Source organism: Nocardioides sp. Root682 (assembly GCF_001427795.1).
Taxonomy (GTDB): domain Bacteria; phylum Actinomycetota; class Actinomycetes; order Propionibacteriales; family Nocardioidaceae; genus Nocardioides.
The window spans coordinates 822,933-849,591 of the sequence record NZ_LMHJ01000003.1 but is presented as its reverse complement, the minus strand read 5'-3'; the positions used below and the strand labels follow the sequence as shown (position 1 = coordinate 849,591).

Annotated in this window: 25 protein-coding genes; 9 read left to right on the top strand and 16 right to left on the bottom strand. The window is 70.3% G+C overall.

From position 1 onward, the window contains the following. Position 1 precedes the first annotated feature (1 nt). Positions 2-1,081: a WD40/YVTN/BNR-like repeat-containing protein gene (locus ASD84_RS19365; RefSeq protein WP_056713953.1), complete on the bottom strand. Its 1,080-nt coding sequence runs from the start codon at positions 1,079-1,081 to the stop codon at positions 2-4. A gap of 94 nt (positions 1,082-1,175) precedes the next feature. Here ASD84_RS19365 and ASD84_RS19360 point away from each other — a divergent pair, with 94 nt between their 5' ends. From ASD84_RS19360 to ASD84_RS19345, 4 genes are all read left to right on the top strand, one after another. Further along, positions 1,176-2,093, top strand: a complete 918-nt coding sequence (locus tag ASD84_RS19360; protein ID WP_235531222.1) for an EamA family transporter — start codon at positions 1,176-1,178, stop codon at positions 2,091-2,093. A 61-nt stretch (positions 2,094-2,154) separates the two neighbouring features. Continuing rightward, entirely contained in the window at positions 2,155-2,367 is a 213-nt protein-coding gene (locus ASD84_RS19355) for a hypothetical protein (protein ID WP_056713947.1), read from the top strand. 41 nt (positions 2,368-2,408) lie between these two features. Next, positions 2,409-3,344 carry an alpha/beta fold hydrolase gene (locus tag ASD84_RS19350; protein WP_056713944.1) on the top strand — a complete coding sequence of 312 codons (936 nt, stop codon included), beginning with the start codon at positions 2,409-2,411 and terminating at the stop codon, positions 3,342-3,344. Further along, positions 3,341-4,501, top strand: coding sequence for a PQQ-dependent sugar dehydrogenase (locus tag ASD84_RS19345; RefSeq protein WP_056713941.1), 1,161 nt, complete (start codon positions 3,341-3,343; stop codon positions 4,499-4,501). Before ASD84_RS19350 ends, ASD84_RS19345 begins: the two co-directional genes overlap by 4 nt. 25 nt (positions 4,502-4,526) lie before the next feature. On the opposite strand, the gene ASD84_RS19340 is transcribed toward ASD84_RS19345, so the two are convergent. Continuing rightward, entirely contained in the window at positions 4,527-5,441 is a 915-nt protein-coding gene (locus ASD84_RS19340; RefSeq protein WP_156392242.1) for a hypothetical protein, read from the bottom strand. 180 nt (positions 5,442-5,621) lie between these two features. Continuing rightward, positions 5,622-6,542, bottom strand: a complete 921-nt coding sequence (locus ASD84_RS19335) for a hypothetical protein (protein ID WP_056713935.1) — start codon at positions 6,540-6,542, stop codon at positions 5,622-5,624. 211 nt (positions 6,543-6,753) lie between these two features. Here ASD84_RS19335 and ASD84_RS19330 point away from each other — a divergent pair, with 211 nt between their 5' ends. After that, positions 6,754-7,110 carry an SH3 domain-containing protein gene (locus ASD84_RS19330; protein ID WP_056713932.1) on the top strand — a complete coding sequence of 119 codons (357 nt, stop codon included), beginning with the start codon at positions 6,754-6,756 and terminating at the stop codon, positions 7,108-7,110. Positions 7,111-7,158: 48 nt separating this feature from the next. Continuing rightward, positions 7,159-8,025, top strand: coding sequence for a hypothetical protein (locus ASD84_RS19325; RefSeq protein WP_056713930.1), 867 nt, complete (start codon positions 7,159-7,161; stop codon positions 8,023-8,025). A 3-nt stretch (positions 8,026-8,028) separates the two neighbouring features. Here ASD84_RS19325 and gatB read toward each other — a convergent pair whose 3' ends face one another. Genes gatB through gatC form a run of 3 tightly spaced genes read right to left on the bottom strand, consistent with a single transcriptional unit; the run spans position 8,029 to position 11,341 of the window. Further along, the gene (gatB, locus tag ASD84_RS19320) at positions 8,029-9,522 is read right to left on the bottom strand and encodes an Asp-tRNA(Asn)/Glu-tRNA(Gln) amidotransferase subunit GatB (protein ID WP_056713926.1); all 1,494 of its coding nucleotides are present in this window, start codon (positions 9,520-9,522) and stop codon (positions 8,029-8,031) included. Beyond that, on the bottom strand, positions 9,519-11,045 hold the full coding sequence (gene gatA, locus ASD84_RS19315; protein ID WP_056713922.1) for an Asp-tRNA(Asn)/Glu-tRNA(Gln) amidotransferase subunit GatA: 1,527 nt from the start codon (positions 11,043-11,045) through the stop codon (positions 9,519-9,521). Before gatA ends, gatB begins: the two co-directional genes overlap by 4 nt. Further along, positions 11,042-11,341, bottom strand: coding sequence for an Asp-tRNA(Asn)/Glu-tRNA(Gln) amidotransferase subunit GatC (gene gatC, locus ASD84_RS19310; RefSeq protein WP_056713918.1), 300 nt, complete (start codon positions 11,339-11,341; stop codon positions 11,042-11,044). Before gatC ends, gatA begins: the two co-directional genes overlap by 4 nt. Positions 11,342-11,384: 43 nt before the next feature. Here gatC and ASD84_RS19305 point away from each other — a divergent pair, with 43 nt between their 5' ends. After that, a complete protein-coding gene (locus ASD84_RS19305) occupies positions 11,385-11,822 on the top strand; it encodes a hypothetical protein (protein WP_156392243.1) in 438 nt (145 codons plus the stop codon). Here the strand turns inward: ASD84_RS19305 and ASD84_RS19300 are convergent. Genes ASD84_RS19300 through ligA form a run of 3 tightly spaced genes read right to left on the bottom strand, consistent with a single transcriptional unit; the run spans position 11,812 to position 17,226 of the window. After that, a complete protein-coding gene (locus ASD84_RS19300; protein ID WP_156392244.1) occupies positions 11,812-14,037 on the bottom strand; it encodes a protein kinase domain-containing protein in 2,226 nt (741 codons plus the stop codon). The two genes, ASD84_RS19305 and ASD84_RS19300, sit on opposite strands and share 11 nt — an antisense overlap. A gap of 58 nt (positions 14,038-14,095) precedes the next feature. Continuing rightward, entirely contained in the window at positions 14,096-15,124 is a 1,029-nt protein-coding gene (locus ASD84_RS19295) for an alpha/beta hydrolase family protein (protein WP_082574107.1), read from the bottom strand. Next, complete coding sequence (ligA, locus tag ASD84_RS19290) at positions 15,124-17,226, bottom strand: NAD-dependent DNA ligase LigA (RefSeq protein WP_056714947.1); 2,103 nt, start codon at positions 17,224-17,226, stop codon at positions 15,124-15,126. Before ligA ends, ASD84_RS19295 begins: the two co-directional genes overlap by 1 nt. A gap of 190 nt (positions 17,227-17,416) precedes the next feature. Here ligA and ASD84_RS19285 point away from each other — a divergent pair, with 190 nt between their 5' ends. Continuing rightward, positions 17,417-18,025, top strand: coding sequence for a TetR/AcrR family transcriptional regulator (locus tag ASD84_RS19285; RefSeq protein WP_056713908.1), 609 nt, complete (start codon positions 17,417-17,419; stop codon positions 18,023-18,025). A gap of 37 nt (positions 18,026-18,062) precedes the next feature. Then, positions 18,063-19,712: an MFS transporter gene (locus ASD84_RS19280; protein WP_056713903.1), complete on the top strand. Its 1,650-nt coding sequence runs from the start codon at positions 18,063-18,065 to the stop codon at positions 19,710-19,712. A gap of 72 nt (positions 19,713-19,784) precedes the next feature. Here ASD84_RS19280 and ASD84_RS19275 read toward each other — a convergent pair whose 3' ends face one another. From ASD84_RS19275 to rplU, 7 genes are all read right to left on the bottom strand, one after another. Next, positions 19,785-20,798 (bottom strand): methionine synthase, encoded by a 1,014-nt coding sequence (locus tag ASD84_RS19275; RefSeq protein ID WP_056713900.1) that lies wholly within the window; start codon positions 20,796-20,798, stop codon positions 19,785-19,787. Then, on the bottom strand, positions 20,795-21,907 hold the full coding sequence (mnmA, locus tag ASD84_RS19270) for a tRNA 2-thiouridine(34) synthase MnmA (protein ID WP_056713896.1): 1,113 nt from the start codon (positions 21,905-21,907) through the stop codon (positions 20,795-20,797). Before mnmA ends, ASD84_RS19275 begins: the two co-directional genes overlap by 4 nt. A gap of 31 nt (positions 21,908-21,938) precedes the next feature. Next, a complete protein-coding gene (locus ASD84_RS19265; RefSeq protein ID WP_056713894.1) occupies positions 21,939-23,114 on the bottom strand; it encodes a cysteine desulfurase family protein in 1,176 nt (391 codons plus the stop codon). Positions 23,115-23,180: 66 nt separating this feature from the next. Then, a complete protein-coding gene (gene proB / locus ASD84_RS19260) occupies positions 23,181-24,308 on the bottom strand; it encodes a glutamate 5-kinase (RefSeq protein ID WP_235531223.1) in 1,128 nt (375 codons plus the stop codon). After that, on the bottom strand, positions 24,301-25,863 hold the full coding sequence (gene obgE, locus ASD84_RS19255; RefSeq protein ID WP_056713891.1) for a GTPase ObgE: 1,563 nt from the start codon (positions 25,861-25,863) through the stop codon (positions 24,301-24,303). Before obgE ends, proB begins: the two co-directional genes overlap by 8 nt. 119 nt (positions 25,864-25,982) lie before the next feature. Then, the gene (gene rpmA, locus ASD84_RS19250; RefSeq protein WP_056713888.1) at positions 25,983-26,237 is read right to left on the bottom strand and encodes a 50S ribosomal protein L27; all 255 of its coding nucleotides are present in this window, start codon (positions 26,235-26,237) and stop codon (positions 25,983-25,985) included. Positions 26,238-26,285: 48 nt separating this feature from the next. Further along, positions 26,286-26,588, bottom strand: a complete 303-nt coding sequence (gene rplU / locus ASD84_RS19245) for a 50S ribosomal protein L21 (protein ID WP_056714940.1) — start codon at positions 26,586-26,588, stop codon at positions 26,286-26,288. Positions 26,589-26,659: the final 71 nt, after the last annotated feature.

The window sequence follows — 26,659 nt, the reverse complement described above, 5'->3', positions numbered from 1 at the left end:
CCTAGGCCACGCCCACCTTGACCGTCATCACGTCCGGCAGGTTCGCGGCGATCTCGCTCCACGACTCGCCGTCGTCCGCGGAGGCCCAGACCGAGCCGTTGCGGGCGCCGAAGTAGAGGCCCGCCGGATCGTGACTGTCCACGCACATGGCATCGCGCATCACGCCGACGTAGAAGTCGTCGGGCAGCCCGTCGTCGTACGACGACCAGGACTCACCCGCGTCGTCGGACCGCCACACACGGGCGTGGGCGTCCGGCGGGTAGCGCCGCTCGCCCCCGCCCAGGGGGAACACCCAGATCGTGTCGGGGCGGTGCGGGTGCACCACGATCGGGAACCCGAAGTCGCTGGGCAGCGAGTCGCCGATCGACGTCCACGACCCGCCCTCGTCGTCGGAGCGGTAGACGCCGCCGTGGTTCTGGGCGTAGAGGCGCTCGGGGCGGCTCGGGTGCCGGGTGACCTTGTGGACGCACTGCCCGAACTCGGGGTAACGCTGGTCCTCGGGCAGGAAGTCCGCGCGGATGCCCTGGTTGCGCGGGCTCCACGACGCCCCGCCGTCGGTGGTGCGGTAGACGCCACCGGTGGAGATCGCGGCGGTGACGGACGCGGGATCGGTCGGGTGCGGGAGCACGGTGTGGAAGGCCTGGCCGCCGAAGCCCGCGCCCCACTCGGGCCGTTGTGGGTGGTTCCACAGGGCCTCCTCGAGAGCGAAGGACGCGCCCCCGTCGGTGGACGTGAAGACGGCACCTGGCTCGGTGCCGGCGTGCAGCACCCCGTCCGCGGTCCCCGGGACGATCTGCCAGATCCGCTCGAGCGTCGCGCCGGAACCCTCGGGGAACCGGATGGCGCCGTTCGGGGTCTCCTGCCAGGTGGCGCCCAGGTCGTCGGTCCACCGCAGCTGCGGACCCAGCCAGCTCGACGACGCCCCGGAGAACAGGCGCGGGGTGCCGCCCCTCGTGTCGACCAGGCCGGAGTAGACCTCCTCCATGTCGTGGTGCGGGCCCGTGAACGACCAGTCCTTCCGGTCCTCCGACGTACCGATCCACAAGCCCTTGCGCGTCCCGACCATCAGGATCGTGGTCATTGGTTCCTCCATTGAAGTCGCGGTCGACGGTCCCCTCCTCACTCTGACCGACCGGACCGACAAAAGTCACCGGTGCCGCCGGTACCGTCTGCCCGTGCCCACGCCCTCCCCCGATCAGCGACCTGGGTCGCGCCCCGATCAGCACAGCCACCGTCCCCCGCTCGGGGTGGCGGTCGCACTGGTGCTGCTCGGGATCGGCTCGGTGCAGCTGGGCGCGGGCTTCGCCAAGAGACTGTTCGACGACCTCGAACCGAACGGCGTGGTGTGGCTGCGGCTCGCGACCAGCGCCGTCGTGCTCCTGCTGTGGGCACGACCCAGCTTGTCTGGGCGCACGCGCGCCGACTGGGTCGTCGCTGCCCGCTACGGCGCCTGCCTCGGCGCGATGAACTGGGGGATCTACCAGTCGTTCTCGCGCATCCCGATCGGTGTCGCGGTGACCATCGAGTTCATCGGCCCGCTCGTGCTCGCAGCCGTCGGGTTCCGCCGGCCGCGTCACCTGGTCTGGGTCGGGCTGGCTGCCGTAGGGGTGCTGCTGCTCGGCTTCGAGCGCGGCCACCTGGATCCGGTCGGGGTGGCCTACGCCCTGCTGGCAGGAGCCGCCTGGGCCGGCTACATCCTCTCCAGCGCCGCGACCGGCCGCCGCTGGGAAGGCATCGACGGCCTCGCCGTGGCCAGCCTGGTCGCCGTGGTGCTGCTCAGCCCCCTCCTGCTCACCGTCGATGGTGACGACCTGCTCGACACGCGCGTCCTGCTGATCGGTGCGGCCGTGGGCCTGCTCAGCTCCGTGGTCCCCTACAGCGCCGAGCTCGCCGCACTCCGCACCCTGCCCGCCGCGACCTTCGGTGTCCTGATGAGCCTCGAACCCGCGGCCGCGGCGCTGGCCGGCCTGCTCGTGGTGAGCGAGGACCTCGCGCCCGTGCAGTGGGCAGCCATCGGCTGCGTCGTGGTGGCGAGCGTCGGAGCGACCCGCGCGACCCGGCACCCGATTCACCCAGATGTCACCTCCGGGTGACCCGCACAACACCTTGGCGTCGGTAGGGTCGGGGTCCTCCCCCAGCTCACCGGAGGCGATCGTGTCCCCCCTCTTCCCCCTGCTCCGCACCGTCGATGCCGTGCGTTCGTGGCCCGTGGCCGCACAGCTTCGGGCCCGCCGCAACGCCATGATCGCGCTCACCGACTGCACCCAGCGCCGCGCCGAGCGCGAGGACGTCGAACGCTTCCTCGCCGAGCGGTACGCCGACCCCGAGGTCGCCGTACCCGAGAAGGTTGACGTACGCCACGCCTGAGACGCGCCCCGTGGGGCCCTCGTTCGGGCAGAATCGACCGCATGTCGAGCCCCGCACCCAGCCCTGAGCAGCGCGTCCGGCCGTCGTCGATCGCTTTCCGCGACATCCTCTCCGACGACGGCACGACCGTCCGGGCCTGGACGAACGACCCCGACGGCCTCATCGACGGCCCCACCGTGGTGCTGTGCAACGGCCTCGGAACCAACCCGTACCTCTGGCCGTGGTTGCTCGACCCGGAGTGCGGTGTGCGGATCGTCTCGTGGAACCACCGCGGTGTCGGCGGCTCCGAGCGTCCACTCGATCGCAAGCACGTCGAGATCGAGCACTTCGTGCAGGACGGCCTGTCGGTCATGGACCACTTCGGCATCGACAACGCCGTGCTGATGGGCTGGTCGATGGGCGTCAACACCGCCTTCGAGCTCACCTACCGTCACCCCGAGCGCGTGCGCGGGATCTTCGCGATGTGCGGGGTGCCCGGTGACACCTTCTCGACGATGCTCGCGCCGCTCCACCTGCCCCGCATCGTGGCGCGGGCGATCACCGTGAATGCCTGTCGGGTCGCCCAGCACACCGGCCTGCTGACCAACCCGATCGCGCGGCGGATCCCGATGGGTCCGCGCACGGTCAAGCTGATCACCCGCACCGGGTTCATCTTCCCGGGCGTCGACCTCGAGGCCACTGCGCTCGGCCTCGCGGAGTTCATGACGACCCCGATCGACTGGTACGCCCGACTGGCCATCGGCACCTCCCGCCACCCACGGGTGCGGCTGAGCAAGATCGACGTGCCCACGATGTTCGTCGCCGCGACGTACGACGTCCTGGCGGGCGCCCGCGACATGGCCTCGGCCTCGAAGCGCCTGGCCGAGCGCGGCCAGGAGAGCGAGTACGTCGAGCTGAGGGGATCGCACTTCGTGCAGCTCGAGCAGCCCGACGTCGTGCACCAGCTGCTGCTCGACTTCCTCGAGCGCGTGAAGTGAAGACCCGCGCAGCGGCGTCCCTCCTCGTGGTCGGACTGGTCGCGGCCGGCTGTGGCCAGGGCGGCAACACGACCGACATCGACGTGTCCGGCACCGCGACCGCCGCACCGACCGGGACGGTGCAGGGCGGCGAGATCACCTTCGCCGTCGACGGCGTGCCCGACGTGGTCGCCACGATCGCCACCGGCCTCGCGACGCCCTGGGGCATCGACTTCCTGCCGGACGGTCGCGCGGTGGTGACCGAGCGCGACAGTGCCCGGGTCCTGGTCGTCACCGCTCCGGAGGTCGGCAAGGAGCCGACCACCGAACAGGGGAAGGTGGACGAGGTCGGCCGGATCCCCGAGACCGACCCGCGCGGCGAGGCCGGGTTGCTCGGCGTTGCGGTCTCCCCCGCCTTCGTGACCGACAAGCTCCTCTACTTCTACGTGTGCACCGCCGAGGACAACCGGGTCGTCCGGGCGCGGCTCGACGGCGGCAAGCTCAGCGAGCCCGAGCCGATCCTGACCGGGATCCCCACCGGCGACATCCACGACGGCGGGCGGCTGGCCTTCGGGCCCGACGGCTTCCTCTACGTGTCGACGGGCGAGGGCGGCAAGCAAGCACTCTCGCAGAACAGGAAGTCCCTGGCCGGGAAGATCCTGCGGATCACGACCGACGGCAAACCGGCACCCGGCAATCCGTTCAAGACGGCCGTGTGGTCGTTGGGCCATCGCAACGTCCAGGGCCTCGCCTTCGACGCCGACGGCTCGCTGTGGGCCTCGGAGTACGGCAAGGACAAGGCCGACGAGCTCAACCGGATCCTGCCCGGAGCGAACTACGGATGGCCGAAGGTCGAGGGCAAGGGTGGGCCCAAGCGCTTCACCCAGCCCGACCTCACCTGGAAGACGGACGTCGCCTCCCCCTCCGGTCTGGCGTACGCCGGCGGGTACCTCTGGATGGCGGCGCTCCAGGGCGAGCGCCTGTGGCGGATCAAGGTCGCCGGCGGCCAGGTCAGTGACCCGACGGCGTACTTCGACGGCGAGAAGGCGGGCGACTACGGCCGGCTGCGCACGATCGTCCGGGCGCCCGACGGTCGGCTGTGGCTGACCACCAGCAACGAGGACGGCCGCGGTACGCCCGCCCCCGAGGACGACCGGATCCTGCTCGTCGAGCCCTAGGATCCGGCCGCCCCGGGCGCTCGGCTCAGGCCGCCCTGTTCACCTCGAGGGCAGAGGTCTGCGCGAAACCGCCATTGGGCTCTTTCGCACTGGCGGTCAGCTGGATGTAGTTGCACACGCCGAGGTTCTTGACCGTGACCGTCAGATTTCGTTTTCCGAGCTTGGCCAGCGGCGGGCTCAGGTAGGTGCCCGCAACAGCGGCGGCAGTCACGTCGAGGGTGCCGTCCTTGACGGTGACGACCTGACCACAGCCGCCATTGTTCTGGAGCTGGAACCCGATGGTCGCCGACGGGGCGGTGGAGTTCTGGAGGGTCACCGTGAACGTCGCGACCGCCGTGCCGGTGATGGTCGGTGCGGTCACGATCTGGTAGGAACGGCCCGGCCCGCCGACGGCAAGCTGGCTGCCGTTCTTGAGGAACAGGTCAGCGGGGCTGCCTCCGGTGAGCACCGCCGGCTCCTCCGCCACGAGGTAGACCTCGTCGATGAAGTACCCGTCGGTTCCGTACAGGCGGACGCTGGAGTAGTGCTCGTAGGCGACGGTCCCGACCGGGATCGGGATCTTGAGGGTCAGGGTCTGGTTGCCACCCGGCGGAATGGCCTTGGTGTAGTAGCCGTCCGGGCTGCTCGCCAGGGGCTTGAGGAGCAGCGTGCCGTCGTACAGCTGGGCCTGCGCACCGGTCCAGTCCTGGATGTTGATCCGGTACTGCGCCAAGGTCGCGCCAGTGTTGCGGACCTGGAAGGTGTAGGTCATCGTCGTCCCCTCCTTGCCTGCGAGGCTGACCACGTGGCCGGCGGTGTAGGCGGACCCGCCGGGCCCTCTCACGACCAGGACGCCGGAGTGGCTGGCCGCGCTGGCGGCGGGCACCACGGCAAGAGACGCAGCCAGCACGGCCACGACCCCCACGACGAGGACGGCGACCGCCCTCCGAGTTCTCTTCAAGCGTTGCATCGGGACTCCCACGGAGCGGACGCGAACCACCCCCATGATGGTCCGTCACCGACCGACGCTAGACCGCTTTACCCGCGCCCACATGGCTCGAAATGACCAGTCGCGGCTAGGTCGACGACGGCCGGATCCCGCTCGTGGAGCGCGGGATCCGGTCGCCGTGGCACGAACTGCTCAGGCCGCCTTGTTGGCGAGCAGGATCGACTGTTGCTGTAGGGGTCCTGCACCCAGCTTCGAGTACACGTAGACGGTCCCCCGCGGGCAGCCGGCAAGGACGTTCTTGACGGAGATCGTGAGGTTCCGCTTTCCGAGCTTCGCCAATGACGGCGTCTGGTACGTGCCGTTGCGGGCTGCCGCGGTGACGTCCAGAGTGCCGTCCTTGACGATCACCTGGGCGCAGCCGTCGTCATAGAGCTGGAACCCGATGGTGGTCGACGCAGCGGTCGAGTTCTGCAACGTGGCGGTGAACACCGCGACCTGGGTGCCGGAGATGGTCGGCGCGGTCATCACCTGCGCGGGGTGGCCTGCTCCACCGACGGCCAGCTGGCCACCGTTCTTGACGAACAGGTCCTGCGCGGTGGATCCGGTCAGAACGGCCGGCTCCTCGGCGATGAGGTTCCTGCTGTCGAGGACGTAGCCGTCGGTCCCGTAGAGGTAGACCGACGAGTAGTGCTCGACAGCCGCGGTGCCGACCGGGATCGGGATCTTGAGGGTCAGCGCCTGGTTGCCGCCCGGCGCGATGGGCTTGGTGTAGTAGCCGTCCGGGCTGCTGGCCAGTGGCTTGAGGAGCAGCGTGCCGTCGTACAGCTGGGCCTGGGCGCCGGTCCAGTCATTGATGTTGATCCGGTACTGCGCGAGGGTGGTGCCGGTGTTGCGGACCTGGAAGGTGTACGTCATCGTGGCGCCCTCCTTGCCGACCAGGCTGACCGCGTACCCGCGGGTGTAGGCCGAGGCGCCGGGACCGCGCAGGAGCAGCTCACCGGAATGGCTCGCCGCACTCGCTGGCGGGACGATCAGCAGGGACGCAGCCAGCGCGGCCACGATCCCGGCGACGAGGGCGGCGAGCGCCCTCCGGGTGTTCTTGAAGTGTTGCATCGGGGACTCCCCCAGGCTCAGCGCGAACCACCCCCATGATGGTCCGTCACCGCTCGACGCTAGACCGATTTACCCGCGTCGGCATGGCCCGAATTGACTGGTTCCCGCGCCGGTTCCGGGCCGGTTCGGCCCCGGACGCAACCTTCTGACGCCCTACGACGTCTGTTCTTCAGAACGTCTTCCGCCGAAGCCCTCGGGAAAGGTCTCCCCCATGACCCAGCAAGCTCACTGGCACACCCTCTACGGCAGGGCACGCCGGTCGACGGCCCGCTACGTCTCCTCGATCGCCAGGGAGCCGTACGCCGGCACCGCTGGTGACTGGACCTTCAGGGTCAACACCACCACCAACGTGCGCCAGGGGCCGAGCACGAAGGACCGCACGATCGCGACCTTCATCCGGGGCAAGGAGTTCAACACCCGCTGGATGACGGAGCGCGGGGAGTCGGTCAACGGCCAGCGCGCCTGGGTCTCGGTCGAGACCTCCAACGGGAGGCGTGGCTGGATCTCCCTCACCAACCTGTGCGCCGTCGAGCACGAGGACGACCGGATGCTGCTCGCCGAGCAGTAGGAGGACATCCCCGGGAACCCTGGCGGTCGCCGGCACGTCCTACCTGACATGCGACGACACAACGCCGCGGCTCTCGGGATCCTGCTGACCTTCGGCCTCACCGCCTGTGGCGACTCCTCCGACCCGCCCATCGACGTCACCCTCAACGGACCCGGGCACGGCACCCTGGCCAGCCCCGATGTGGTCAGTGCACACGCCGACGACGTGCTCGTGTCGATCTACTCGACCGGCGGGAGTGGGGCGCCGGGCACCCGTGTCCCCGACGCGGAGGTGCGCACGGACGGAACCGTCTACCTCAATGGCAAGGAGGGTCTCGGCGTCGACACCTACACGTTGACCCCGGCCGGTCTGGACCGGGTACGCGAGGCGTTCAAGACCGTCGCGTTCGGGAAGTACGACTACGAAGAGAGCAACTGGACCGATCAGCCGGTCACGTCGGTCTTCACGACCCTCGGCGGCCGAGCCGAAGCGGTCTCCGTCTACGGCCTGGGCCATGACGAGGACGTCGACGACTACGAGTGGGACCGACTCCTCGACGCGATCGACGAGCTGGACGACCTCGCACGGACGGCAGCCACGACGCCCGATGGCGACATCGCGACCCGGCGGGCGTCGTACCGCCCCGAACGGGTGGCGCTGGTCCTCACCGACAACGGGGGCGACGAGGACGGGTCGATCGACTGGCCCCTCGCACGCCCCTTGGCGGGGTACGACCAGGGCACCACCGAGCTCGGCTCGTCGTGCATCGTGGTGACGGGCAGCGACGTCGTCACCCTGGAAGCACTGCGCAAGGACGACCTCGACGGCAGGCCCTGGTCCACCGGTACGACGTCCCTGGACGCCGACGTGAGGCCGATCCTGCGCGGAGAGACCGGCCCGTGCACCCCAGCGGCACCCGAGACGCCGGTGGGGTGATCGTCAGGTCAGCTTCTCCAGGATGAGCTCGCGGACCCGGCCGGCGTCGGCCTGGCCGCGCGTGGCCTTCATGACCGCACCGATGACCGCACCGGCAGCGGCGTGGTTGCCGCCGCGGATCTTCTCGGCGATGTCCGGCTGCGCGGCCAGGGCTTCGTCGATGGCGGCCAGCAACGGACCGTCGTCGGACACGAGCGCCAGCCCACGTGCGGCGATGATCTCGTCGGGAGTGCCCTCACCTGCGAGCATGCCGTCGAAGACCTGGCGGGCCATCTTGTCGTTGATCGTCCCGCCGTCGACGAGTGCCTGGACGGCCGCGACCTGCTCCGGCGTCACGCCGACCTCGGCGAGCTCGACGCCTGCGTCGTTGGCACGACGGGACAGGTCCGAGAGCCACCACTTGCGGGCCGTCTGTGCCGAGGCACCGGCAGCAATGGTCTGCTCGATGAGGACGAGCGCGCCCGCAGCAACGGCGTCGCGCATCTCGAGGTCGGTGAAGCCCCACTCGCCCTGCAGTCGAACCCGGCGCTCGGCAGGGTTCTCGGGCAGGGTCAGGCGCAGCTCCTCGACCCACTCGCGGCTCGGCGCCACGGGGACCAGGTCCGGCTCCGGGAAGTAGCGGTAGTCCTCGGCGTCGGACTTCTCGCGACCGGAGGACGTGGAGCCGTCGTTCTCGTGGAAGTGACGGGTCTCCTGGAGCACGGATCCGCCGTCGAGCAGGATGCCGGCGTGGCGCCCCATCTCGTAGCGCACCGCGCGCTCGACCGAGCGCAGCGAGTTGACGTTCTTGGTCTCCGACCGGGTGCCGAGACCGCCGGCGCCCTTCGGCGCCAGGGACAGGTTCACGTCGGCGCGGATCGAGCCCTGGTCCATCCGGGCGTCGGAGACGCCGAGCGCCACGATCAGGTCGCGGATGGCGGAGACGTACGCCTTCGCGACCAGGGGCGCCTTGTCGCCGGTGCCCATGATCGGCTTGGTGACGATCTCGATCAGGGGGATGCCGGCGCGGTTGTAGTCGACCAGGGAGTAGTCGGCGCCGTGGATCCGGCCGTCCGATCCACCGATGTGGCTGGACTTCCCGGTGTCCTCCTCCATGTGGGCGCGCTCGATCTCGATGCGGAAGGTCTCGCCCTCGACGTCGACGTCGATGAAGCCCTCGAACGCGATCGGCTCGTCGTACTGGGAGGTCTGGAAGTTCTTCGGCATGTCCGGGTAGAAGTAGTTCTTCCGCGCGAACCGGCACCACTCGGCGATCTCGCAGTTCAGTGCGAGGCCGATCCGGATGGCCGACTCGACGGCCTTGCCGTTCACGACGGGCATCGCGCCGGGCAGGCCCAGGCAGGTCGGGCAGACCTGCGTGTTGGGCTCGCCGCCGAACACCGCGGGGCAACCGCAGAACATCTTCGTGTTCGTGTTGAGCTCGACGTGGATCTCGAGGCCGAGGGCGGGGTCGAACTTCTCGATGACCTCGTCGAAGGCGATCAGCGTGTCAGTCATCGGTCTCCTCCGAGGATGGGTGCCTTCGCAAGGATCGGGCCGCCCCACTGCGTGGTCAGCGCCGCCTCGACGGCCGCGCCCACCCGGTACAACCGATCATCGGCCAGTGCCGGCGCCAGCACCTGGAAGCCGACCGGGAGGCCGTCCTCGTCCGCGAGGCCCGCCGGCACCGAGATGCCGGGGACGCCGGCCAGGTTGGCCGGGATGGTGGCGAGGTCCTGGAGGTACATCGCCAGCGGGTCGTCGAGCTTCTCCCCCAGCGGGAACGCCGTCGTCGGGGACGTCGGCGAGACGAGTACGTCGACCTGCTCGAACGCAGCCGCGAAGTCGCGCGAGATGAGCGTGCGGACCTTCTGCGCCTGGCCGTAGTAGGCCTCGTAGTAGCCGCTGGACAGGGCGTAGGTGCCGATCATGATCCGGCGCTTGACCTCGTCACCGAAGCCGGCGTCGCGGGTCGCGCGCATGACCGCCTCCGCGGACGGGTCGCCCTCGGGGACGACCCGCAGGCCGTACCGCATCGCGTCGAACTTGGCGAGGTTCGAGGAACACTCGGCCGGCAGGATCAGGTAGTACGTCGCCATGGCGTGCACGAACGACGGGCACGCGATCTCGGTGACCTCCGCGCCCAGCTTCGTGAGCAGCTCGACCGTCTCGGCGAAGCGGGTCATCACACCGGGCTGCCAGCCGTCACCGGCGAGCTCCTTGATGACACCGACCTTCAGGCCGGTCAGGTCGCCGTCGGCACCCTGTCGGGCGGCATCGACGAACGCGCCGACCGGCTGGTTGACCGACGTCGAGTCGAGCGGGTCGTGCCCGCCGATCAGCTCGTGGAGCAGCGCCGAGTCGAGGACGGTGCGGGTGACCGGGCCGACCTGGTCGAGGCTGTTGGCGAGCGCGACGAGGCCGTAGCGCGAGACCGCGCCGTACGTCGGCTTCACGCCGACAGTGCCGGTCACGGCACCGGGCTGGCGGATCGAGCCACCGGTGTCGGTGCCGAGGGCCAGCGGCGCCTCGAACGCGGCGACGGCGGCAGCCGAGCCGCCACCGGACCCACCGGGGATCCGGGTCTGGTCCCACGGGTTGCGGGTGGGGCCGTAGGCGGAGTGCTCGGTGGACGAACCCATCGCGAACTCGTCCATGTTGGTCTTGCCGAGGATCGGCAGACCGGCGGCCTTGACCTTGCGGACCACCGTGGCGTCGTACGGCGGGATCCAACCCTCGAGGATCTTCGACCCACACGTGGTGGGGAGCCCCTGGGTGGCCAGCACGTCCTTGACGGCGATCGGGACGCCGTCGAGCAGGTGGCGGGTCTCCCCCGCGGCGCGGCGGGCGTCCGACTCGGCGGCCTGCGCGAGGGCACCTTCGGCGTCGACGTGGAGGAACGCGTGAATGCCTGCGGTGGCGTTCCCGTCAACGGCGGCGATCCGGTCCAGGTGCGCCTGGGTCAGCTCGACCGACGTCGTCTCCCCAGCGGCAAGGGCGTCGACCAGTTGGGCGGCGGTCTTCTTGATCAGGTCATTCACTGCTCGTCCCCCAGGATCCTCGGCACGCGGAAGCGCTGCTCCTCGGCCTCCGGTGCGCCGGACAGCGCCTGCTCGGCGGTCAGGCCGGGCACCACGACGTCCTCACGGAAGACGTTGGTGAGCGGGATGGGGTGGGACGTCGGCGGGACGTCGTCACCGGCCACTCCGCTGATGGATGCGACCGCCTCGAGGATCACGTTGAGCTGGGGCGCCAGGTGGTCCAGCTCGGCGGCATCGAGGTCGATCCGGGCGAGATCGGCCAGGTGGGCCACCTCGTCGCGGGAGAGTTGGGACATGGCGGTGATTCTAGGTGGCGGGCAGGTGCCTAGAATCCGCCGGGTGTACCCGCCCACTCCCACTCCGCCGCGGATCCCGCAGCGGGTGATCACCGCGGGGACACCCGGACCAGCAATGACGAGCTTCCTCGAGCGGCTCGCTGCCGTCCTCGACGTCCCGCTCGTGCCGCTGGCCGAGCTCGCCGATCCCTCGGATGCCGACCACCTGGCGTCCTTCGACGGCTGGGTCACCACCAGTGAGTACGACGACCCGCGGGCGTTGCTGCTCGACCGGGCCGACCTCGTGGTGCACGTGACCCACGAGGAGCCGGGCACGCTGCGGGGCCTGGTGCGCCGGACCGTGCGCCGGATGCGCGCCGACGGCTCGGAGCCGGACCTGACCTGGCTCGCGACGATCAGCGAGTCCCACCCCGACGTCGCCTTCACCCATCTCGCCGGCCCCACGGCGGCCGCGGCGTGGCTGGCGGCCCTCAGCGCGTGATGCCGACGACGACGGTGTTGTCGGCGTCGAGCGCCGCCGCGATCCGGCCGGTCTCGCGGAGACCGTCGCTCCCGTAGCGCAACAGACGCACCGTGCCGGTGGCCCGGTCCAGCAGCACCAGGTCGGTCGTTCCGTCGCCGTCCGTGTCGGTGGCGACCGGACGCGCGTCGGCGTAGGCGACGTCGGCGATGTCGAGGTGCTGGCTCTCGAGCACGGGCGTCGTGCCGTCAGACAGGACGCGGACGAACCGTGCGTTGCCCTCGTCCAGCATCGCGAACACGTCGGCATCACCGTCGCCGTCGAAGTCACCGACGACCGGGTGCGTCCCGCTCCAGTCCCAGGTGGCGGAGTAGAGCCACAGCTCGTTCTTCGCAAACGTGCTGCGTTCGGACCGGAACAGGCGCAGGTCCGCCCCGCCCTCGCTGGGCTTGCCGAGCTCGATCAGGTCGGCGTCGCCGTCAGCGTCGAAGTCGCCGGCACCGATCTTCATGTTCTCGAACTTCCAGCCGTCGACGACCGCCCACGTGGTGGGGCCGCCGAACGTGGAGCCTTCGGACAGTGCGACGTCGATGGCGACGTAATTCTCCCCCGCACCCGTCAGGTACGCGAGGTCGGTCATCCCGTCGCCGTCGAAGTCACCGGCCGTCACCTTGAATTGGTCAGGTTGCAGCACGCCGCCCCAGTCCTCGGGAGCATCGAAGCCGGTGCCGTTGGAGCGCGCGACGCGGACGCGGTCGGTCTCGACGAGCGCCAGGTCCGCGAGGCCATCGCCGGAGAAGTCTCCTCGCACCACCTTGGCGGTGCCGTAGGCCGTGCCCGACCAGGTCTCCAGGTCGCCGAACCCGGTGTCGGACGCGTCGTCGGAGGTCAGCACCAGGGTCTGGTCGGCGCTGTTGTCGACGAGGATCGTGTCGTCGCTGCCGTCGCCGTTGACGTCGGCACGTGTGACCGGTCCGAGCTGCGCGCCGGGCGGGTCGACGGTCTCGTGGTCGGACGCCGACTCCTGCGGCTCGGGGCTCAGGGTCGGGCCGGTGCTCCCCGCCTTCGGACTCTGGCCATCGGTCCGGGCGCCCGCGTCGCCGTCACCACCCAGGAAGTGCCAGGCGACACCGCCCCCGACGCCGATGACCAGCGCCGCGAGCACGGCGATCACCGCGACCAGCGGGCCGCGGCCCGATCGGGGCACCGGGGTCGACAGGTTCGGCGTGGCGTACGACGGCGAGGAGGGCGAGGAGGCGGCCGGCTGTGCGATCGGCGCCACGGGCGGGGCCAGGGGCGGAGGCGCTGACGCGGCGATCACGTACGACGGGGCGGACAGCGGGTCGGACGGCGACGACAGGTAGGCGGGCGGCGCCGCCGGAGGGGGTACGACGAACTGCTGGTCGGGCACGCGTCCGCTGGCCCGGATCGCCCGCAGCTCGGCGGCGGCTGCGGCTGCGCTGGGGTGACGCGCCGCAGGATCCTTGGCCATGGCCCGCCGCAGGAATCCGTTGATCTGGTCGGTCGTCCCGGGCAGCTGCGGGATCGGCGAGAACTCGTGCTGCTGGGCGAGCTGGACCAGCCCGCCGGCGTACGGAGGGCGACCGGTGAGCAGGAACCACAACAGGCAGCCGAGGGCGTAGGTGTCGCTGGCCGGGGTCGCGGCTTCGCCGCGGAACCGTTCGGGAGCCAGGTAGGCGTAGGTGCCGGCGACCACGCCGCTGCTGGTCAGCGAGGACTCGCCGTCCCTGGCGATGCCGAAGTCGCAGAGGTAGGCGTGCACCTGGCCCTGGCCCGAGCGGAGCAGCACGTTGTGAGGCTTCACGTCGCGGTGGATCACGCCGACCGCATGGGCGTCGGCGAGGGCCGAGGCGACCTGGGCAGCGATGTCGAGGGCCACGTCGGGAGCCGGAACTCCTTCGCCGGCGACGAGGGCAGCCAGGTCACCGCCCGAGACGAACTGGGTGGCGAGGTAGAGGCAGCCGTCCTGCTCGCCGTGGCTGTAGACCTGAATGATGTGCGGGCTGTCGCTGCGCGCCAGCACCGATGCCTCGCGGGTGAACCGGGTGCGGAACTCCGGCTCGGAGGCCAGCTGCAACGAGAGCACCTTGAGCGCGACCCGCCGCCCCAGTCCCTCCTCGATCGCCTCGAACACGATCCCCATGCCGCCCGCACCGAGCTCGCGGGTGATCCGGTAGGGACCGAGCAGGTCGCCCACACCGGGGATGCGTGCCAACGTCGCGCCTTTCGAGGGTGATCCGGAGGCAACAGCGTAGTGGTGGGAAGGGGCCGTCTCAGGAAAGGTGCCGGGCGAGGAACTCGCCGGTTCGCTCCATCGCGCTGTCGAACTGGGGACCGAAGGCGTGCTGCTCGCCGTCGTAGGCCTGGAGGGTCACGTCGACCCCGGCGCGGCGCATCGCCCGCGTGGTCTGGCGACTCCACCGGATCGGGCAGGTGTCGTCGGCAGTGCCGTGGAGCATCAGCACGGGTTCGGTGATGTCGCCGAAGTACGTGCGCGCGCTGATGCCGTCCCAGAAGTCCGGGTTGGCCCTCGGCTCGCCGTAGGCCTTCAGGATCGCGCCGGTGACCCGGTCGCGAGACCCGTCGGAGCGGATGAAGTGGTCAAAGTTCTCGGCGGCGAGCGAGCTGACCGAGGCGAACGCGACGCCCGCATCGACGAGACCGGGCGCGACCACGAGCGCGTTCTGGACGACTCCCCCGCCCATCGACCGGCCGACGAGGGCGACCCGCTCGTCATCGACCGGGCCCTCCCAGTCGCGCAGCGCGTGCACGGCGTTGATGACGTCCTCGGTGTAGCCCATCCGCATGTCCAGGCCGCGACTGCGGTCGGGATCGGAGCCGGCGTGGCCGCGGTAGTCGACGTGCAGTGCGACGTACCCGTGCTCGCCGAACCAGGCCCGCTCACGCGTCATCCCCTGTCCGTTCACGTAGATCTCGGGATCGATGTAGCCGTGGGCGAGCACCACCGTCGGGAACGGCCCGTCTCCCTTCGGTACGGCGAGCCGCCCCGAGATCGTGAGCCTGCCGCTGCGGTAGGTCACTTCGTACTCGGTGTGGTTCGGCGCGCGGAGGACCACCTCGCCGAGACGCAGCCCGTCGCCGTCGTACGTCTTCTCACGCAGCGCGGGCAGCGACACCCGGTGGGGTACGGCGGTGGCGCCCGTCGTGGGGTCGTCAGCCTGCGCGGTGGCGGACGTCGTGAGGGCGGTCGGTTCGGTCCTGGTGTCGGACTCCGGTTCGTCCGTGCCGGAACACCCCGCCGCCAGAAGCGCGAGCAGGGCAGCCGGGACCCACCGCTTCATCACTCCGGCGGACCCTGAGGTGGTCCATCGGCCAGGAGCTGCTTGAACCCGTCCTCGTCGAGGATCGGAACCCCCAGCTGTTCGGCCTTCTCGGCCTTCGAGCCGGCGTTCTCACCGATCACCACGAAGTCGGTCTTCTTGGACACCGATCCCGCGGCCTTGCCGCCGCGCGACAGGATCGCCTCCTTCGCGGAGTCACGCGAGAAGTCCTGGAGCGAACCGGTCACGACGATGGTGAGGCCCTCGAGGGTGCGCGCGACGGACTCGTCGCGCTGATCGGCCATCGCGACACCGGAGGCCGCCCACTTCTCCACGATCTCGACGTGCCAGTCGACAGCGAACCATTCGATGACGGCATCGGCGATGGTCGGCCCGACTCCCTCGGCAGCCGCGAGGTCGGCCTCACTGGCTGCGCGGATCGCCTCCATGGAACCGAACTCGGTGGCCAGCGCTCGAGCGGCGGTCGGCCCGACGTGACGGATGGAGAGCGCCACGAGGACACGCCACAGCGGGGCCGTGGCCTTGCGCTCTCCGAGGTTGTCGAGCAGCTTCTGGCCGTTCGCGCTGAGCTGAGGGCCGCTCTCGTCCTTCTTCGGCGCCCGGGTGAAGAGCGGCGTGGCCAACAGCTGCTCGACGGACAGGTCGAAGACGTCGCCCTCGTTGCGGATGGCGCCCGAGTCGAGCAGCGCAACCGCCGCTTCGTAGCCCAGGCCCTCGATGTCGAAGGCTCCCCGGCCGGCGACGTGGTGCACGCGCTCGCGGACCTGCGCCGGACAGTGCTCGTGGTTGGGGCAGCGCCGGTCCTTGTCGCCCTCCTTCTGCTCGACCAGCTCGGTGGCGCACGACGGGCAGGCCGTCGGCATCACCCACTCGGGCAGGCCTTCGGGCCGCAGCGCGAGCACGGGGCCGACGATCTCGGGGATGACGTCGCCGGCCTTGCGCAGGATGACCGTGTCGCCGGGGCGAACGTCCTTGCGCTGGACCTCGTAGCCGTTGTGGAGGGTGGCCATCTCGACCGTCGAGCCGGCCACCTTGACCGGCTCCATCACGCCGAACGGCGTCACCCGGCCGGTGCGGCCGGTGTTGACGTCGATCCGGAGGAGCTTGGTGTTCACCTCCTCGGGCGGGTACTTGTAGGCGATCGCCCACCGAGGCGCTCGGCTGGTCGAGCCGAGGCGGCGCTGCAGGCTGACGTCATCGACCTTGATCACGACACCGTCGATGTCGTAGGGAACGATCGTGTGACGGTGCTCGCCCGCGTGAGCGATGTAGCCCTCGACCTCGGACAGTGACGGCAGCACCTTAACCGCCTCCGAGACGGGCAGGCCCCAGGCGGCAAGGGCGCGATAGGCCTGGGACTGCGCGGACGGCTCGAAGCCCTGGCGGGCCCCGATGCCGTGGCAGACCATGCCGAGGTCGCGGGTCGCGGTGACGCGCGGATCCTTCTGCCGCAGCGAACCCGCTGCAGCGTTGCGCGGATTGGCGAAGGCCGGCTTGCCGGCCTCGGTCATCGACACGTTGAGCCGCTCGAACGCCAGCGCCGGCAGGAAGACCTCGCCACGGACCTCGACCAGGTCGGGCACGGGGAAGTCGTCGGTGCCCGTGAGCCGGTGCGGCACCGACTCGATCGTCTTGACGTTGGGCGTGACGTCCTCGCCGGTTCGTCCGTCGCCCCGGGTCAGGGCCCGCACCAGGCGCCCCTTCTCGTAGAGCAGGTTGATCGCGAGCCCGTCGACCTTGAGCTCGCACAGCAGCGCGGGACTCTCGATGCCGTCGCGCCCGAGGCGGGCATGCCACGCACCCAGCTCCTCGAACGAGAAGGCGTTGTCGAGGCTCTCCATCCGCTGCAGGTGGTCGACCGCGGTGAAGTCGGTCGACACCGCTCCCCCGACCTTCTGCGTCGGCGAGTCCGGTGTGCGCAGCTCGGGGAACTCCTCCTCGATCTCCTCGAGGCGTCGCATCCGCTTGTCGAAGTCAGCGTCCGACAGCGTCGGGTCGTCGAGCACGTAGTAGCGCCAGCGCGCGTCCTCGATCTCCTCGGAGATCCTGGCGTGCTCGTCACGGACCTCGGCGGGTACGACGGGAGGCGTGGCGTCGCTCATGACGCACATCTTGCCCGGTGCCGCCGACAGCCGCTGCGCGGCCCGCACCGGATGTCGGTGGCGGCTGTCAGGCTCGACGACGCAGCCCGGAGGACGTCGTACGGAATAACTTGCGAAACGAAACAGTTCCGTACTACCGTAGTGAAACGGAACCGTACCGTTCCATCATTTCCACCCCGTCAGGAGCACCATGTCACCGCGAACGAGCCCCACCTCGCCGGAGGCGGGCACCCGCCCCCGCGTCGAGGGCGACCGCGAGCAGGAGCTGCTCGAGGCCACGCTCGAGGTGCTGGCGGAGGTCGGCTACGACCGGCTCACCATGGACGCCGTGGCGTCTCGCGCAAAGGCGTCGAAGGCGACGCTCTACCGCAAGTGGGACGGCAAGGCCGCGCTGGTCATCGACGCGCTGATGTCCCAGAAGGCACCGCTGGTCGTCAAGGACGACACCGGCAGCCTGCGCGGTGACCTGCTGGCCGTGTTCTGTGGCAACGGTGGTCTCACCGACAAGCACCAGACCGACCTGCTGGGCAGCGTGATCACGGCCATCGGCCGCGACGCAGAGTTCGCTGCCCAGTTCCGCACCCGCTTCATCGCACCCAAGGCTGCTGTCGGCCGGCAGATCTACGAGCGGGCCCGTGACCGCGGCGAGCTGCGTGACGACGCCGACATCGACCTGCTCTCGACCGCTCTGCCCGGCATCATCCTGCACCGCATGTTCCTGCTCGGCGATCCGCCGACGCCCGACCTGATCGCTCGCGTGATCGACCAGATCATTCTTCCCGCCGCCACCCGCGGCTGACCCGACGCATCATCACCACCTCACGAAGGAATCACCCATGACCGACGTCGAATCACTCGACCCTGCGGAGACGATCTCGTCCGCAGAGGTCGAGACCCCGAGCAAGCACGCGGGTCTCGCGCTCGTGCTCATCCTCACCGCGCAGCTGATGGTGGTGCTCGACTCCACCATCGCCAACATCGCGCTGCCCTTCATCGGCCAGGACCTGGACATCTCCCAGGCCAACCTGACCTGGATCGTCACCGGCTACGCCCTCGCCTTCGGTGGCCTGCTGCTCCTCGGCGGCCGCCTCGGTGACCTCTACGGTCGACGCAAGCTGTTCATGATCGGCCTCGCGACGTTCGCCGTGGCCTCGGCCCTCGGCGGGCTGGCCACCAACGAGGCCATGCTGCTCGGCTCGCGGGCACTGCAGGGCGTGGGCGCTGCCATGGCCGCGCCGGCCGCCCTGGCGCTGATCACGACCACCTTCCCGGCCGGTCCTGCGCGCAACCGCGCGATGGCTGCCTACGCCACCATGTCCGGCGTCGGTGCCGCGATCGGCCTGATCCTCGGTGGCTGGCTCACCGGTCTCGACTCCTTCGTGGGCCTGGACGTCGAGGGCTGGCGGATGACGTTCCTGATCAACGTGCCGATCGGCCTGATCGCCGCATTCCTGGTGCCTCGCGTGCTCACCGAGTCCGAGTCGCACCCCGGTGAGATGGACATCCCCGGCGCCATCACCGGCACGCTCGGCCTGCTCGGCATCGTCTTCGGCCTGTCCCGCGCGGGCGAAGAGGCCTACGGCTGGGGCGACCCCCAGACGATCATCCCGCTGATCGCCGGTGTCGGCCTGCTGGCAGCCTTCGCGTTCATCGAGTCGCGCGTCGAGCACCCGCTGCTGCCAGTCCGGATCTTCGCCAACCGCACCCGGGCCACGAGCTTCGCGGCCATGATGATCGCCCCCGCCGCGATGTTCTCGATGTTCTTCTTCCTGAGCCTGTTCATCCAGCAGATCATGGGCTTCAGCTCGCTCGAGGCCGGCTTCGCGTTCCTGCCGTTCTCGTTCGGCATCGTGATCGGCGCCGCGCTCTCGTCCAACCTGATCGCGCGGGTCGACCCGCGCTTCCTCGCCGGCACCGGAACCCTGCTGGCGGCGACCGCGCTGTTCATGTTCTCGCGAATTCCCGTCGACGAGTCCCCCGCCGCCGTCCTCAAGGCACTCGGCGAGGGTGGTGCGGACATCAACTACTGGACGCACATCTTCCCGTTCATCATCATGATGGCCGTCGGCATGGGTCTGGTCTTCGTGCCGCTGACCCTCACCGCGGTGCACCACGTCCGGGCCGAGGACTCCGGCATCGGATCCGGCGTGCTCAACACCATGCAGCAGGTCGGTGGCGCCATCGGCCTCGCGACCCTGAGCACGGTGGCGCTGCACTTCACCAACAGCCAGACCGACGAGGTCACCGGCCCGATGCGCGATGCGATCACCGCCAGCGGCGGCGACCCGTCGGCACCGATCCCGGGCGGCGACCTGTCCTTCCTGGACGTCGCGGTGTTCGGATCCAGCTTCCCCGAGGGCGCCACCCATGCCTTCCTGGCTGCGTCGATCCTGATGCTGTCGGCCTCGGCCGTGATCTGGACCTTCCTGAACGTCAAGCACGACGAGATGGCGACCGACGCCCCCGAGGGCGTTCACGTCGGCTGATCAAGCCCCCCAAGGCGAAGCCCGTCGGAGCACTGCTCCGGCGGGCTTCGTCGTCTCCAGCTGCTCGGTTGCTCAGTTGCCGAGCGAACGCGCGGTCAGACGGGACAGCTCGAGCGCGCGGCGCGACCAACCCGGCGTCGCTCCCGCAAGGCCGCAGGTCGGCGAGATGACCAGCGAGCCACTCACCTGCTCCGGGTCGAGGCCGAGCATGTCCAGCCAGCGCCGGACCCGTTCCACGAGCGGTGCGTCGCCCGTGGGGTCGTCGAACGTCGGCACGATGCCGAGAGCGATCGTGTCGCCCGCCTCGAGCGCCTCCCCAGCGGCGTCGTGCCCCGCGGCGTCGAGCAGGCCGAGGTCGACCATCACGCCCCGCGCGCCCGCCCCACGGAGCAGGCCGATCGGGACGTCGGGCGCACAGCAGTGCACCCACGGCGTTGCTCCGGCGTCGGCCGCCGCGGCAAGGACCCACTCCAGCGCCTGGCTGGCCTCGGGCGGGTGGATCGCGCGGTGTCGTCCGAAACCGGACGCGGTCGGGATGGCGGCGGCCAGGACGGCCGGCAGGGCCGGCTCGTCGACCTGCAGGACCAGCTCCGTCGCAGCAGGCAGCCGGCGTCGTACGTCGGCCAGGTGGTCGGTCACGGCCTCGGCCAGCGCCTGGGCGAGCTCCCGGCGGGCACCGTGGTCGGCAAGGATCTTGTCGCCGCGCGGGCGCTCGACGGTCGCGGCAAGGGTCCACGGTCCGGTGACCTGCACCTTGAACGCGCCCGTGTGGCCCGATGCGCGCTCCTCGAGCCCGTCGAGGTCCTGGGACAGCAGGCTGCGCGCCCGCCGTTGGTCGATCGCCGGAGCGCCGCTGGACCCAGTGAGCCGCCAGCCGCTGGGCTGGAGATCGGCATCGAGGCCAGTGACCAGCCCGAGGGTCCGACCGGTCATCGCCGCCGGCGCTCCCCGTCCCGGGACCTCCGGGAGGAACGGCAGCCCGTGCTCGTCGGCCGCCAGCTCGCCCAGGACCAGGGCCACCGCCTCGTCAAAGTCGCGCTGCTCGTCACCCGGGACGGACCCGATCCCGGTGCCCCTGATCGTCACGCGGGGACCCGCTGCGTCGCGGTGATCGTCGCTGAGCCGACGACCCGCGTGCCGTCGTACACGACCGCGGCCTGGCCGGGCGCGATGCCCTCGGCGATGTCGATGAGGTCGATCTCCAGGCGGTCGTCGACGACCCGGACGACGGCGCGGTGCTCGGCGCCGTGCGCCCGGAGCTGGACCGTCACCCGGTCGCCGTCGAGGACGGTGCCGGACGGGAGCGGCGTGCCGCACCAGCGCAGCCGGTCGCCCTCGACGCGGTCCACCGCAAGACGCTCGCGCGGGCCGACGGTCACCGTGCCGCTGACCGGCTCGATGTCGAGCACGAACCGCGGCCGGCCGTCGGCCGCGGGGATGCCGAGACGCAGCCCCTTGCGCTGGCCGATGGTGAAGCCGAAGGTGCCCTCGTGGTGGCCGAGCACCTCGCCGGTCGCCTCGTCGCGGATCTCGCCACCGTGGTTCGGCGCGCGGTCGCCGAGCTTCTCGCGCAGCCAGCCGGCGTTGTCGCCATCAGCGACGAAGCAGATGTCGTGGCTGTCCGGCTTGTCCGCCACGAGCAGTCCGCGACGCGCGGCCTCCACCCGGACGACGTCCTTGGTGGTGTCGCCGAGGGGGAAGATCGAGTGCCGCAGCTGCTGCTCGTCGAGGACGCCCAGGACGTAGGACTGGTCCTTCGCGTTGTCGACCGCGCGGTGCAGCTCGACGCCCGCATCGGTGGTGACGACGGTGGCGTAGTGGCCGGTCGCGACGGCGTCGAAGCCCAGCGCCAGCGCGCGGTCGAGGACGGCGGCGAACTTGATCTTCTCGTTGCAGCGCAGGCAGGGGTTCGGCGTCTCCCCCGCTGCGTAGGTGTCCATGAAGTTCTCGACGACGTCGGTGTGGAACCGGTCGGAGAGGTCCCAGACGTAGAACGGGATGCCGATCACGTCAGCAGCCCGGCGGGCGTCGTTGGAGTCCTCGATCGTGCAGCAACCCCGTGCGCCGGAGCGGTACGACTTCGGGTTGCGCGACAGTGCCAGGTGGATGCCCGTGACGTCGTGGCCGGCCTCGACCGCGCGCGCGGCAGCGACGGCCGAGTCCACGCCACCGGACATGGCAGCAACGACCTTCATGGCGCGATCACCTCCGACTCACGGGTGCCGGTCACGCACGGGCCGCACGGGCCCGCTCCACGCAGGGAGCGATGGCGGCCGCGACGGCCTCGATGTCGGCGACGGTGGTGGTGTGGCCGAGGCTGAACCGCAACGAGCTGCGAGCGTCCTCGGGACTGCGACCCATCGCCAGCAGCACGTGCGAGGGCTGCGGCACACCGGCCGAACAGGCCGAACCGGTGGAGCACTCGATGCCACGGGCGTCGAGCAGCATGAGCAGCGAGTCGCCCTCGCAGCCGGGGAATCCGAGGTGCACGTTGCCCGGGAGCCGGTCAACCAGGTCACCGTTGAGGACGACGTCAGGCACCTCGCGTCGTACGGCGGCAACCAGCTGGTCGCGCAGGACGGTGAGCCGCGCGGCGTGGTCGGCCTGGTGCTTGACGGCCAGCTCGACCGCGGCTGCGAACCCGGCGATCGCCGGGACGTCGAGGGTGCCGCTGCGGACGTCGCGCTCCTGGCCACCGCCGTGCAGCAGCGCGGTCAGGTCCACCTCGCGTCGTACGACGAGGGCGCCCACGCCCTGCGGGCCACCGACCTTGTGCCCGGAGACCGAGAGCGCGTCGACACCGGAGGCGGCGAAGTCGACCGGCACGGAACCGATCGCCTGGACGGCGTCGGTGTGGACCGGGATGCCGTGCTCGCCGGCGAGGGCGACGACCTCGTCGATGGGCTGGAGCGTCCCGACCTCGTTGTTGGCCCACATCACCGTGATCGCAGCGACCGAGGCCGGTTCGAGCTCGACCGCGGTGCGCAGCGCCTGCACGGACAGGCGTCCCACGGTGTCGACCGGAAGCAGGTTGACCGCAGCGCCTTCGTGCTCCTCCAGCCACTCCAGCGGGTCGAGGACGGCGTGGTGCTCGACGCCCGAGGCGAGGAAGCGCAGGCGACGCGGATCGGTGGCCCGGCGCGACCAGTAGAGGCCCTTCACGGCCAGGTTGTCGGCCTCGGTGCCACCGGAGGTGAAGACCACCTCGCCCGGACGGCAGTTCAGGGCCTGCGCGACGGTCTCCCGGGACTCCTCCACGATGCGCCGCGCACGGCGCCCGGAGGCATGCAGCGAGCTCGCGTTGCCGACCTCGCGCAGTCGCGCCGTCAACGCCTCGATGGCGACGTCGGTCATCGGCGTCGTCGCGGCGTGGTCGAGGTAGACCGTCGGGGCGTCCTTCATGTCATGCCAAGGGTACGGCGCCGCCGTACACGGCAGCCAACCCTCACCAATGTCGAGACCGCGGAGTCAGCGCAGCACGACGAGGTCGTCGCGGTGGATGACCTCGCGCTCGTAGGCGGCGCCCAGCTCCTGCTTGAGCTCCTTCGAGGACCGACCCAGCAGGGGCGGCAGCTCTGCGGCGTCGAAGTTGACCAGACCGCGGCCGACGACCGTGCCGTCGACATCGCGCAGGTCGACCGGGTCGCCCGCGACGAAGCTGCCCTGCACCGCGGTGATTCCGGCTGCGAGCAGCGAGGCGCGGCGTTCGACGACGGCGCGCACGGCACCGGGGTCCAGGACCACGGACCCCTTCGGCTCGGTGGCGTGCCGCAGCCAGAGCAGGCGGATGGGACGACGCTTGCCGGTCGCGTGGAACAGCGTCCCGACGGGATCGCCGGCCAGGGCCGCCGAAGCGCCGTCCGCCGACGTGAGGACCACCGGGATCCCCGAGCCCGTGGCGATCGCTGCCGCATCGACCTTGGTGACCATGCCACCGGTGCCGACGCCGGCCGCGCCGACGGAGCCCATCGTGATGCCCGCGAGGTCCTCGTCGCCCCGCACGTCCGTGATCAACCGCGCCCCGGGGCGGGTCGGCGGGCCGTCGTACAGGCCGTCGACGTCGGAGAGCAGCACCAGCAGGTCGGCATGGACCAGGTGGGCGACGAGCGCCGCCAGCCGGTCGTTGTCGCCGAACCGGATCTCGTGGGTCGCCACGGTGTCGTTCTCGTTGACGATCGGGATCACGCCGAGCTCGAGCAGCTTGGTGAAGGTCTGGTGGGCGTTGCGGTGGTGCGCGCGACGGGTGACGTCGTCGAGGGTCAACAGCACCTGGCCGGCAATGAGGCCGTGCCGGGCCAGCTCCTCGGTGTAGCGGTGGACGAGGATGCCCTGGCCCACCGACGCAGCGGCCTGCTGGGCCGCCAGACCCTGCGGACGCTTCTTCAGCCCGAGCGGGGCCAGGCCGGCCGCGATGGCACCGGAGGAGACCAGGACGACCTCGGCGCCCCGGGCACGCGCGGCGGCCAGGACGTCGACCAGCGAGCTCACCCGGTCGGGGTCGATCCCGCCAGCGGCAGTGGTCAGCGACGAGGACCCGACCTTGACGACGATCCGGCGGGCGCCGGCCACCACCTCACGGGTCACGGCCTCACTCACCGGGGTCTTCTTCGAGCCACGCCTCGTCTTCGGGCACGGCCGGAGCGACGTCCGGGTCCTCCTCAGAGCCGATCTCGTAGGAGGTCGGCCCGTAGACCTCGGGCTTGTCGATCCGGCGGGCCACGTCGGCGCGCGTCTCGCCCTCGGCGCGCTCGCCCAGCTTGGCCTGGATCTCGCGACGACGGATGGCCGCCTGGCGGTCGTCCTGGAAACGATCGTCCTCGCCGCGCCGTGACAGGTTCTCGGCACCCGCGTCGACGCCCGGCCTGAACTCGAACACCACGGAGTCGTCGGTGGGGCCGATCAGCACCGAGTCTCCGGCCTCCGCGCCCAGCTGCAACAGGCGCGTCTCGACGCCCAGCCGGTTGAGGCGGTCAGCGAGGTAGCCGACGGCCTCGTCGTTGCTGAAGTTGGTCTGGCGGACCCAGCGCTCGGGCTTCTTGCCCACCACCCGCCAGCCGGCCTTGGTGGAGGTGACGGTGAAGCCGTCGTCGTCGACAGCCTTGGGGCGTACGACGATCCGGGTCGGGATCTCGGCCAGCTTGGCCTTGCGCGCCTCCTGGACGATCTCGGCCATGGCGTAGATCAGTTCGCGGGTGCCCTCACCGGACATCGCGGAGATCTCGAAGACGCGGTGTCCGCGCTCACGCAGGTCGTCGACGACCATCTCGGAGATGCCGCGGCCGTCGGGCACGTCGACCTTGTTGAGGGCGATCAGGCGCGGCCGGTCCTCGAGGCCGCCATAGCGGCTGAGCTCGGCCTCGATGATGTCGAGGTCGTCGACCGGGTTGCGGCCGGGCTCCATGGTCGCCGTGTCGAGGACGTGCACGAGCGCGGCGCAGCGTTCGATGTGGCGCAGGAAGTCGTGGCCGAGACCACGACCCTCGGCCGCGCCCTCGATCAGGCCGGGCACGTCGGCGACAGTGAAGGTGAAGTCACCAGCGGTGACCACGCCCAGGTTGGGGACCAGGGTCGTGAACGGGTAGTCGGCGATCTTGGGACGAGCCTTCGAGATCGACGCGATCAAGCTGGACTTGCCGGCGCTGGGGAAACCGACCAGACCGACATCGGCGACGACCTTGAGCTCGAGCACGACCTCGAGCTCGTCACCGGGCTCACCGAGCAGCGCGAAGCCGGGAGCCTTGCGGGACTTGGACGCCAGAGACGCGTTGCCGAGGCCGCCACGGCCGCCTTCGGCCACGACGAGCTCGGTGCCGGCGCCGATCAGGTCGGCGATGACCTCACCGTTGCGGCGCTTCACCACGGTGCCGTCCGGCACCTTCAAGATCATGTCGGTCCCGTGGGAACCGTTCTTGTGGTCGCCCGCACCGTGGCCGCCGTGCTCGGCCTGGCGCTTCGAGCTGTGGTGGTACTCCAGCAGCGTGGTGACGTCGGGGTCGACCCGGAGGATGATCGAGCCACCGGGCCCGCCATTGCCGCCGTCGGGGCCGCCGAGCGGCTTGAACTTCTCACGGTGGACGGACGCGACCCCGTGACCGCCCCGGCCAGCAGCGACAGTGAGCGTCACGCGGTCGACGAAGGTGGGAACAGCCATGGGTGCATCTTCTCTTCTCAGTGGTTGAGGTGCGAGCTTGCGAGCCTCGAAACCAAAATGGCGAAAGGCGCCCCGTCGAACGGGACGCCCTTCGTAAGCCAGGTCAAACGAGCGTCAGCTCATTCACCCGGAACGATGTTGATGACCTTGCGGCCGCGCTTCTTGCCGAACTCGACAGCACCGGGGATGAGCGCGAACAGCGTGTCGTCGCCACCGCGACCGACGCCCGAACCCGGGTGGAAGTGGGTGCCACGCTGGCGAACGATGATCTCGCCGGCGCTGACGACCTGGCCGCCGAAGCGCTTCACGCCGAGACGCTGAGCATTGGAGTCGCGCCCGTTCTTGGTGGACGCTGCGCCCTTCTTGTGTGCCATGTTTCAGTCCTTTGGGAGTGAAGAGGTGAACCCGCCCGGGGATCCAGCTCAGAGAGAGATGTCGGTGACCTTGACCTGGGTGTACTTCTGGCGGTGACCCTGGCGCTTCTTGTAGCCGGTCTTGTTCTTGTACTTCTGGATGACGATCTTCGGGCCCTTGGTGGCACCGAGGACCTCAACCGTCACCGACGCCTTCTCGAGGCCCGTGCTGGTCACGGTCTCACCGTCGACGGTGAGGACCACCGGCAGCGTGAGGGTGTCGCCGACCGGCGTAGCGCACTTGTCGATCTCGAAGACGTCGCCGACCTCGACCTTTTCCTGCTTCGCGCCTGCGCGCACGATCGCGTACACCACCGCGGGCTCCTTCTCACGTCAACGTTCGGGTCTGCGGCACGCACAGCGAATTCGCCGGGCGCCAGCAG

Bases quoted from the DNA above. Each gene is read 5' to 3' on its own strand.
- ASD84_RS19365 (WP_056713953.1), bottom strand. From the start codon at position 1,081: ATGACCACGATCCTGATGGTCGGGACGCGCAAGGGCTTGTGGATCGGT.
- ASD84_RS19350 (WP_056713944.1), top strand. From the start codon at position 2,409: ATGTCGAGCCCCGCACCCAGCCCTGAGCAGCGCGTCCGGCCGTCGTCG.
- ASD84_RS19335 (WP_056713935.1), bottom strand. From the start codon at position 6,542: ATGCAACACTTCAAGAACACCCGGAGGGCGCTCGCCGCCCTCGTCGCC.
- ASD84_RS19330 (WP_056713932.1), top strand. From the start codon at position 6,754: ATGACCCAGCAAGCTCACTGGCACACCCTCTACGGCAGGGCACGCCGG.
- ASD84_RS19325 (WP_056713930.1), top strand. From the start codon at position 7,159: ATGCGACGACACAACGCCGCGGCTCTCGGGATCCTGCTGACCTTCGGC.
- gatB (WP_056713926.1), bottom strand. From the start codon at position 9,522: ATGACTGACACGCTGATCGCCTTCGACGAGGTCATCGAGAAGTTCGAC.
- gatC (WP_056713918.1), bottom strand. From the start codon at position 11,341: ATGTCCCAACTCTCCCGCGACGAGGTGGCCCACCTGGCCGATCTCGCC.
- ASD84_RS19295 (WP_082574107.1), bottom strand. From the start codon at position 15,124: ATGAAGCGGTGGGTCCCGGCTGCCCTGCTCGCGCTTCTGGCGGCGGGG.
- ligA (WP_056714947.1), bottom strand. From the start codon at position 17,226: ATGAGCGACGCCACGCCTCCCGTCGTACCCGCCGAGGTCCGTGACGAG.
- ASD84_RS19285 (WP_056713908.1), top strand. From the start codon at position 17,417: ATGTCACCGCGAACGAGCCCCACCTCGCCGGAGGCGGGCACCCGCCCC.
- ASD84_RS19280 (WP_056713903.1), top strand. From the start codon at position 18,063: ATGACCGACGTCGAATCACTCGACCCTGCGGAGACGATCTCGTCCGCA.
- mnmA (WP_056713896.1), bottom strand. From the start codon at position 21,907: ATGAAGGTCGTTGCTGCCATGTCCGGTGGCGTGGACTCGGCCGTCGCT.
- ASD84_RS19265 (WP_056713894.1), bottom strand. From the start codon at position 23,114: ATGAAGGACGCCCCGACGGTCTACCTCGACCACGCCGCGACGACGCCG.
- obgE (WP_056713891.1), bottom strand. From the start codon at position 25,863: ATGGCTGTTCCCACCTTCGTCGACCGCGTGACGCTCACTGTCGCTGCT.
- rpmA (WP_056713888.1), bottom strand. From the start codon at position 26,237: ATGGCACACAAGAAGGGCGCAGCGTCCACCAAGAACGGGCGCGACTCC.